This is a genomic window from Allobosea sp. P1_A7 (genome assembly GCF_056406775.1).
Genome location: NZ_JBFTZN010000355.1, coordinates 1 through 9,035 on the forward strand (window position 1 = coordinate 1; position 9,035 = coordinate 9,035).

Consider the following 9,035-nt stretch of genomic DNA (forward strand, 5'->3'; position numbering starts at 1 on the left):
GTCATCCTCGGCCGCCTTGGGGCGAACCGCCGAGAGGTCCTCCTCCCAGACGATCGGCACCGGCTGGCGAATCAGCGCGTGCTGGAGCACCTGCTCCATGCGTGCGACCGGCACGATCTCCAGGCCGCTCTTCACCGACTTCGGCAGGTCGATCAGATCCTTGGCGTTGTCCTCGGGGATCAGCACCTTCTTGATGCCGCCTCTCAGCGCAGCCAGGAGCTTCTCCTTGAGGCCGCCGATCGGCAGCACCCTGCCCCGCAGCGTGACTTCGCCGGTCATGGCAAGATCACGACGGGTCGGAATGCCGGTCAGCACCGAGACGATCGCAGTCGCCATGGCGATACCGGCCGACGGACCGTCCTTCGGGGTCGCCCCCTCGGGAACGTGGACGTGGATGTCGCGCCGCTCGAAGAGTGGCGGCTCGATACCGAAATCGATGGCGCGCGAGCGGACATAGGATGCCGCTGCCGAGATCGATTCCTTCATCACGTCCCGCAGATTGCCTGTGACGGTCATCTTGCCCCGACCGGGCATCATGACGCCTTCGATCGTCAGCAGTTCGCCGCCGACCTCCGTCCAGGCAAGACCCGTGACGACACCAACCTGATCCTCGGTCTCGGCTTCGCCATAGCGGTAACGCGGCGGGCCGAGATAGTCCTCGAGCACGGTCGGGGTGATCGCGACCTTCTTCTTCTTGGTCAGGATGATGTCCTTCACCGCCTTGCGCACGGTGTTGGAAAGCTCGCGCTCGAGGTTGCGGACGCCGGCCTCGCGCGTATAGCGCCGGATCAGCGTCATCAGGGCCTCGTCATCGATCGACCATTCCTTGGATTCAAGGCCGTGCTTCTTGATCGTCTCCGGGATCAGGTGACGACGAGAGATCTCGACCTTTTCTTCCTCGGTGTAGCCAGCGATGCGGATCACCTCCATGCGGTCCAGAAGGGCCGGCGGAATGTTCAGCGTGTTGGCCGTGGTCACAAACATGACGTTCGAGAGGTCGTAGTCGACCTCCAGATAGTGGTCGTTGAAGGCGGCGTTCTGCTCGGGATCAAGCACCTCGAGCAGGGCCGCCGAGGGATCGCCACGGAAGTCCTGACCCATCTTGTCGATCTCATCGAGCAGGATGAGCGGATTGGCGGTCTTCGCCTTCTTCATCGACTGGATGATCTTGCCGGGCATCGAACCGATATAGGTGCGCCGGTGGCCACGGATCTCGGCCTCGTCACGCACGCCGCCGAGCGACATGCGCACGAACTCGCGGCCGGTCGCCTTGGCGATCGACTTGCCGAGCGAGGTCTTGCCGACACCCGGAGGGCCGACGAGGCACAGGATCGGGCCGGCGAGCCGGTTGGCGCGCTGCTGCACGGCGAGATATTCGACGATGCGGTCCTTGACCTTGTCGAGACCGTAGTGATCGTCGTCGAGCACCTGCTGGGCGACGGCGAGGTCCTTCTTGATCTTCGACTTCTTGCCCCACGGAATGCCGAGCATCCAGTCGAGATAGTTGCGGACCACCGTCGCCTCGGCCGACATCGGCGACATCTGGCGAAGCTTCTTCATCTCCGCCATCGCCTTGTCGCGGGCTTCCTTGGAGAGCTTGGTGTTGACGATGCGCTCTTCCAGTTCGGCCAGCTCGTCGCGGCCTTCCTCGCCGTCGCCAAGCTCCTTCTGGATCGCCTTCATCTGCTCGTTGAGATAGTACTCGCGCTGGGTCTTCTCCATCTGGCGCTTGACGCGCGAGCGGATGCGCTTCTCGACCTGCAGAACCGACATCTCGCTTTCCATCAGCGAGAGCACCTTCTCCAGCCGGTGCGCAACATTGAYGATCTCGAGCACGGCCTGACGGTCGGCGATCTTGACGGCCAGGTGCGAGGCAACCGTGTCGGCAAGCTTGGAGGGCTCGTCGATCTGCGAGACGGCGGCGACGATCTCGGGCGAGATCTTCTTGTTGAGCTTCACATAGCTCTCGAACTCGCTGACGACAGAGCGGCCGAGCGCCTCGACCTCGACCTTCTTGCCTTCTTCCTCGGAGAGCCCGATCGCATCAGCCTGATAGAAGGCTTCCTCGGCGACATAGGACGTCGCCTTGGCGCGGCCGACGCCCTCGACCAACACCTTGACGGTGGAGTCGGGCAGCTTCAGCAACTGAAGCACGCGGGCAAGCGTGCCGATCTCATAAATGTCCTTGGTCGCCGGATCGTCATCGCCGGCGTTCTTCTGCGTCGCAAGCAGGATCAGGCCGTCGGTCTTGACCACTTCCTCAAGGGCGCGAATGGACTTCTCGCGCCCGACGAAGAGCGGGACGATCATATGCGGGAAAACGACGATGTCGCGCAGGGGGAGAACCGGATAGGTGCCGGTCTCGCCGGGAACGAAAGGAGCGCGGGGCGCCGAGCCAGTCATGACTTATCCTTTGCAGTTGCGCCCGGCGAACCCCCTGATGGGCGGAACGATCGGACGTAAGCGGCAAGACGACCATTCGCCTGACCGCCCCCGCGGGCCCCGCCCTTAGAAGGCGCGCGACTCTCGCAGGTGCACCTAAAGTGGAGGCTTCTGTGCCGGCTTTCAAGCAAGCCGAAGACGTCTTCCAACGTTGCTTTGTCGCAAGGAGCGTTCCGGCAAGGCAACCGCCTCTCGAACGCAAAACGCGCGCCAACAGGCGCGCGTTCCCGAAATGGCCAAATTCAGCGGAGCTCAGGCCGAGGCCGACTTCGTTTCTTCCTCGCGTTCCGCATAGATGAAGAGCGGACGCGACTTGTTCTCGACAGCCTCCGGCCCGATCACGACCTGCTCGACGCCTTCCAGCCCTGGCAGTTCGTACATGGTCTCGAGCAGGATGCTCTCCATGATCGAACGCAGGCCGCGTGCACCGGTCTTGCGCTCGATCGCCTTGCGCGCGATCAGGCTGACGGCCTCATCGGTGAAGGTGAGCTCGGTATCCTCCATCTCGAAGAGGCGCTGATACTGCTTCACCAGCGCGTTCTTCGGTTCGGTCAGGATCGTCTTCAGCGCCGCCTCGTCGAGATCCTCGAGCGTCGCCAGAACCGGCAGACGGCCGACGAATTCCGGGATCAGGCCAAATTTCAGCAGATCCTCGGGCTCGACCTCACGGAAGATCGCGCCGGTACGGCGGTCGTCCGGAGCCTTCACAATCGCGCCGAAGCCGATCGAGGTGCCCTTGCCACGGCTGGAGATGATCTTGTCCAGCCCGGCGAAGGCACCGCCGCAGATGAACAGGATGTTGGTGGTGTCGACCTGCAGGAATTCCTGCTGGGGATGCTTGCGCCCGCCCTGCGGCGGCACGGAGGCGACCGTGCCTTCCATGATCTTGAGCAGCGCCTGCTGGACGCCCTCGCCCGAGACGTCGCGGGTGATCGAGGGATTGTCTGACTTGCGGCTGATCTTGTCGATCTCGTCGATATAGACGATGCCGCGCTGTGCCCGCTCGACATTGTAGTCGGAGGCCTGGAGCAGCTTCAGGATGATGTTCTCGACATCCTCGCCGACATAGCCCGCCTCGGTCAGCGTCGTCGCATCCGCCATCGTGAAGGGCACATCAAGGATGCGGGCGAGAGTCTGCGCGAGCAGCGTCTTGCCCGAACCGGTCGGCCCGATCAGCAGGATGTTCGACTTCGCCAGCTCGACGTCGTTGTGCTTCGTCGCGTGCGAAAGCCGCTTGTAGTGGTTGTGAACCGCGACCGAGAGCACCTTCTTGGCGTGGTCCTGGCCGATGACATAGTCATCCAGCACCTTGCGGATCTCGCGCGGGGTCGGGACGCCGTCCTTCGACTTCACCAGCGCGGATTTGGATTCCTCGCGGATGATGTCCATGCAGAGCTCGACGCACTCGTCGCAGATGAACACGGTCGGTCCCGCAATCAGCTTGCGAACCTCGTGCTGGCTCTTGCCGCAGAAGGAGCAGTAGAGCGTGCTCTTCGAATCGCCGCTGCTGACCTTACTCATCGTTCATCTCCATTTCCGGAGTCGGTCCACACCAGCCGAAGCGGATGCGGGCGTCGTCTCTCCGTCATAATAGGCCGCTCAGTTCGCGATTATTAGGTTAACGCGTCAGGTCGAGACATCCGACCTGAAAACCTGACCCAAAACCGGACACCAGCTGCGCCTGTCCGCTCACCCGAGTCCCCATGCAAGCATGGGGCCGCTTTCCAAATCAATATGGGACGCCCGGCTGATCAAGCCAACCCACAGATAGCGGGGCGGCTCGTCGCAGCCGACACCAGACGGGGGCCGAAACGCCCAAGGCGTGTTTCGGCCCCTGCCCGGTTCTCCATTCCGACCCGATCAGGCCGCGGCGTCTTCCGGACGCCGATCAATGACCTTGTCGATCAGGCCGAAATCACGGGCCGCCTCGGCGGTCATGAAGTTGTCGCGCTCGAGCGCAGCCTCGACCTCGTCGTAGTTGCGGCCGGTATGCCTGACATAGATCTCATTCAGCCGGCGCTTGAGGTTCTCGACCTCGCGCGCGTGGATCAGGATATCGGTGACCTGGCCCTGAAAGCCGCCGGAGGGCTGGTGCACCATGATGCGCGCATTCGGCAGCGCGAAGCGCATGTCCTTGGCGCCCGCGGTCAGCAACAGCGAGCCCATCGAGGCCGCCTGCCCGACGCACAATGTCGTGACCGGGCAGCGGATGAATTGCATCGTATCATAGATCGACAGGCCCGACGTGACCACGCCGCCCGGCGAGTTGATGTAGAAGGAAATTTCCTTCTTCGGATTCTCGGCCTCGAGAAACAGCAGCTGCGCCACGATCAGCGAGGCGGAGAAATCCTCGACCGGGCCGGTCAGGAAGATGATGCGTTCCCGCAGCAGGCGCGAGTAGATGTCGAAGGCGCGCTCACCGCGGCTCGACTGCTCGACCACCATCGGGACGAGATTGTTGTAGGTCTCGATCGGATCGCGCAGCATGGGTCTGTCCTTGGGGTCGCGGTCGCCGGGAATCAGCGGATTTCGTGAATACCATCCACATAAGCACGCAGATCGTGGCTGAAAAGGGAAGCGGGGGCTGGCGGCTGCCTTCTTCGGCTTGGCCTCACCGGCCTCCTCGGTGGCGTCCTCATCGGCGTAGAGCGCCTCGCGGCTGACCGTCTGGTCCTCGACCTTCACCTGACTGAGCAGATGGTCGACGACCTTCTCCTCGAAGATCGGGGCGCGGATCTCCGCGAGAGCCTGCGGGTTCTTCTGGTAGAACTCCCAGACCTGCTTCTCCTGGCCGGGGAATTGACGGACTCGCTCGACCAGGGCCTGGGTGACCTCGTCATCCGAGATCTGAACCTTGGCCTGCTCACCGATTTCGGCAAGCACGAGGCCCAGGCGCACCCGGCGCTCGGCGATCCGGCGGTACTCGGCGCGAGCCTCGTCCTCTGTGGTGTTCTCGTCCGCGAAGGTCTTCTTCGCGTCCTTCATGTCGGCCTCGACCTGGCTCCAGACGGCAGCGAACTCCTGCTCGACCAGGGTCGGCGGCAGCTCGAACGTGTACTTGCCATCAAGCGCGTCGAGCAGGCTCTTCTTGATCTTGCGGCGCGACTGGGCGCCGAAATCACGGCCGATCTGCTCGCGAACGGCGCTCTTGAGCGCATCGAGCGACTCCATGCCGAAGCCCTTGGCGAGCTCGTCGTCGATCTTGAGGGCGTCGGGACCCTGCACGTCGTCGACGGTGACCTCGAACTCGGCCGGCTTACCGGCAAGGTGGGTCGCGGTGTAGTTCTCCGGGAACGTCACCTTGACGGTGCGCTTCTCGCCGGTCTTGGCGCCCTCGAGCTGATCCTCGAAGCCCGGGATGAACTGCCCCGCGCCGAGATCGAGCGGAATGCCCTCGCCGGTGCCGCCGTCGAAGGGTTCGCCCTCGAGCGTGCCGACGAAGGAGATCATCAGGCGATCGCCCTTCTCGGCCTTGGCCTTCGCACCCTTCGAGGTGAAGCTGCGGTTCTGCGACGCCATGCGCTCGAGCGCGGCATCGACTTCGCTCTCAGGCACTTCCGCCACCGGCTTGACCAGGGAAACGTCGGAGATGTCGGCGAGTTCGATCTTCGGCAGGACCTCGAGCGCGACCGTGAAGGCGAGGTCGCCCTTGGCCTCCATCGCGGCCTCGATCTCGTCCTTGTTCTCCGGGAACCGGATCTGCGGCTCGAAAGCGAGCTTCAGGCCGTTATCCGCGACGATCTTCTGGTTGGCCTCGTTGACTGCATTCTGCAGCACATCGGCCATGACCGAACGGCCATAGAGCCGGCGCAGATGCGCGACCGGTACCTTGCCGGGGCGGAAACCGTTGATACGCGCCTTGCCCTGCAGGCCCTGCAGGCCATCATCGAGCCTGGTCTTGAGGTCGGCAGCGTTCAGCACCACCTGGAATTCGCGCTTGAGGCCCTGGGACAGGGTTTCGGTCACGTTCATTGTTTCGTTCCGCCAACTGCTCGTTAATTCAAAAATCCAAACGCGCGCCGTCGGGTTGCCCGCCGCCGCGCTTGAGAAATCCGGCCAAGTCTGGTGCGGGCGGAGGGACTCGAACCCCCACGACTTTCGCCGCTGGAACCTAAATCCAGTGCGTCTACCAATTCCGCCACGCCCGCCGACCCGATGCGCTGCGCGCGAGCAAACGCAGCGCCGCCATCGTTGGGCCGCGGTGCTATACGCATTTCAGGCGCGGCATGCAGCAAAAAAATGCGACGGTTCTGCGAAGCCGTTGAATCAGGGGCGCCATACCGGCCTCTCGCCAGATCGCGCGCCACGGATTATGCCGCTTGCCATGACCGACAGAAGCGCTCGCCGTCCTCCTTCTCACAGTTGCCAGGCGACCATGCCGACACGGCGCATCGTGCTGGCGGGACTGGGCGCCTGTGCAGTCCTGGGCGAGGCGGGCGCACAATCCTTGCCGGCCACCACCCCAGTGAAGTCCCGGACGGAGAACGCCGATTCAGCCGCGCTGCCGAACCGGAACCTCGTTGCCGGCCCGGCGAAGACACGCCTGCGGCCGCCTCCGGCCCCGGAGAGCGAAGTCTGGGCCGTCGACGGTGAAACGCCTGGGCCCGTATTGCGGATCAAGCTGGGACAGACGCTGCGGCTCCGGCTGGAGAACCGAACGACGAGACCGCTGAGCCTGCATTGGCATGGCCTGCGCGGATCGTCCGAGATGGATGGCGTCGGAGGCTTCAGCCAGCAGCCGATCGCGCCGGGAGCCAGCTTCGAATACCGGCTGACGCCGCCCGATTCGGGCTTCTTCCTGTATCGCCCTCTCCTCGTCGGCGCCTCGTCCGAGCCGGCAGGACGCGGCCTGGCCGGCCTGCTCATCGTTGAGGAGACTGAGCCGCCACGCGTCGATCTCGACCTGCCGGTGGTGGTGACCGACTGGCTGCTGGGCGACGACCAATCGATCCAGGCCTTTGACGCGAAGGGGCCCGAAGGAGCCGCCGCCGGCCGGCTCGGTAACTGGATCACCGTCAATGGCAAGGCGCCGCCGCAGCGCATCGCGGTGCTCCCGGGGGCACGCGTTCGGTTGCGCCTCGCCAATGCCTGCAATGCCCGGATCACGCGGCTGCGTTTCGACGGCATCAAGCCCTTCGTCATGGCCGTCGACAGCCAGCCGACCGATAATTTCGAACCCGTGCGCGCTCAGCTGCCCTTCGCCCCCGGCACGCGCTACGATCTCGTCTTCGACATGCCGGACGAAGCGGGGGCCACAGCAATGGTCACGGCGCTGACCGGCTCGGGCGTTCCTCTGCTGCGCTTCGTCGCGGAGGGAGCAAGGCAGGCGGCGGCAGGCGAGGTCGCTGCGCTCAAGCCGAATCCGGCCTTGCCGCTCGCCGTGCGACTGCAGGACGCCAAGCGTAGCGAAGTCGTCGTGACCGGCGGAGCCAAGGTCACCGCCGACAGCAAACTGGACCTCTCCGGCCTCGATCTCGCCCGGCCCTGGGCGATTAACGGTGCAGTCGGCACGCCTGATGCCAAGCCCCTCTTCAGCGTCAGGCGCGGCGCGCCGGTGGTGATCGCGATCGATAATCGCACTGCTTTCCTGCAGCCGTTCCATGTCCACGGCCATAGTTTTCGCCTGCTGCATCCGCTCGACGACGGCTGGGAGCCCTATTTCCTCGATACCGTCCAGATCCCCGAAGGGCGGCGGCTGCACATCGCCTTCATCGCCGACAATCCTGGCCGCTGGCTGATTTCGTCGACCGTGCTGGAGCGCTTCGATCTCGGTCTCTGGACCTGGTTCGAGGTGACCTGAGCTGCGGCCCCGGCTTGACCTCAGCCGGACGAGCGACCTAAGCCCGCCACCAGCAACCGCATTGGAGCCGCCATGTCCGCCAACGCCATCGTCACGATCGGCGCCGACCTCGCGAGGCCGGTCCGCTTCGGCAACGCCCTGCCGCTTGCCCTGATCGCCGGCCCCTGTCAGATGGAAAGCCGCGAGCACGCGCTAGAAATCGCGCTTGCGCTCAAGGAGATAGCGGCAAGACTTGAGATCGGACTGGTCTTCAAGACCTCCTTCGACAAGGCGAACCGGACCAGCGTCAAGGGGCAGCGCGGCATGGGCCTCGAGGCCGCCCTGCCCGTCTTCGCCGAGATCCGCGAACGCACCGGCCTGCCGGTCCTGACCGATGTGCACGAGGCCGGGCAATGCGCCGCCGTGGCCGAGGTCGTCGACGTCCTGCAGATTCCTGCCTTCCTGTGCCGTCAGACCGATCTGCTGGTTGCAGCCGCACAGACCGGGCGCGTCGTCAACGTCAAGAAGGGCCAGTTCCTGGCCCCCTGGGACATGGTCAACGTCRCGGCCAAGATCACCGAGAGTGGCAATCCGAATGTCATGGTCACCGAGCGCGGAGCGTCCTTCGGCTACAACACGCTTGTCACCGACATGCGGTCGCTGCCGATCATGGCCGACGGCATCGGGGCACCGGTGATCTTCGACGCAACGCATTCCGTCCAGCAGCCGGGCGGCAAGGGCGCCTCCACAGGCGGTCAGCGCGAATTCGTGCCCGTGCTGTCGCGGGCCGCGGTCGCGGTCGGCGTCGCCGGCC

General features: G+C 64.5%; 5 protein-coding genes, 1 tRNA gene and 1 pseudogene. 2 read left to right on the plus strand and 5 right to left on the minus strand.

All coding sequences use genetic code 11. The features are described 5' to 3' along the window. The 5 genes and pseudogenes from lon to AC1D34_RS33890 all read right to left on the minus strand — a co-directional run. Positions 1–2,403 (minus strand): endopeptidase La (gene lon / locus AC1D34_RS33870; protein WP_476826607.1); only part of this gene is annotated, 2,403 nt, incomplete at its 3' end. A gap of 291 nt (positions 2,404–2,694) precedes the next feature. Beyond that, positions 2,695–3,963: an ATP-dependent Clp protease ATP-binding subunit ClpX gene (gene clpX / locus AC1D34_RS33875; RefSeq protein ID WP_441491880.1), complete on the minus strand. Its 1,269-nt coding sequence runs from the start codon at positions 3,961–3,963 to the stop codon at positions 2,695–2,697. A 339-nt stretch (positions 3,964–4,302) separates the two neighbouring features. Continuing rightward, positions 4,303–4,929: an ATP-dependent Clp protease proteolytic subunit gene (locus AC1D34_RS33880; protein WP_441480223.1), complete on the minus strand. Its 627-nt coding sequence runs from the start codon at positions 4,927–4,929 to the stop codon at positions 4,303–4,305. Positions 4,930–5,028: 99 nt separating this feature from the next. Further along, a pseudogene (gene tig / locus AC1D34_RS33885) lies at positions 5,029–6,414 on the minus strand (trigger factor); the annotation flags it as partial. Positions 6,415–6,505: 91 nt separating this feature from the next. Next, positions 6,506–6,590: transfer RNA gene (locus AC1D34_RS33890), tRNA-Leu, on the minus strand. Positions 6,591–6,817: 227 nt separating this feature from the next. Between AC1D34_RS33890 and AC1D34_RS33895 the strand changes: the two genes are divergently transcribed. Both AC1D34_RS33895 and kdsA read left to right on the plus strand, forming a co-directional pair. Then, positions 6,818–8,242 carry a multicopper oxidase family protein gene (locus AC1D34_RS33895; protein WP_441505499.1) on the plus strand — a complete coding sequence of 475 codons (1,425 nt, stop codon included), beginning with the start codon at positions 6,818–6,820 and terminating at the stop codon, positions 8,240–8,242. 72 nt (positions 8,243–8,314) lie between these two features. Then, positions 8,315–9,035 (plus strand): 3-deoxy-8-phosphooctulonate synthase (kdsA, locus tag AC1D34_RS33900; RefSeq protein ID WP_476826608.1); only part of this gene is annotated, 721 nt, incomplete at its 3' end.

Coding starts and splice junctions, on each gene's coding strand:
- AC1D34_RS33880 (WP_441480223.1), bottom strand. CDS start 4,929: ATGCTGCGCGATCCGATCGAGACCTACAACAATCTCGTCCCGATGGTG.
- clpX (WP_441491880.1), bottom strand. CDS start 3,963: ATGAGTAAGGTCAGCAGCGGCGATTCGAAGAGCACGCTCTACTGCTCC.
- AC1D34_RS33895 (WP_441505499.1), top strand. CDS start 6,818: ATGCCGACACGGCGCATCGTGCTGGCGGGACTGGGCGCCTGTGCAGTC.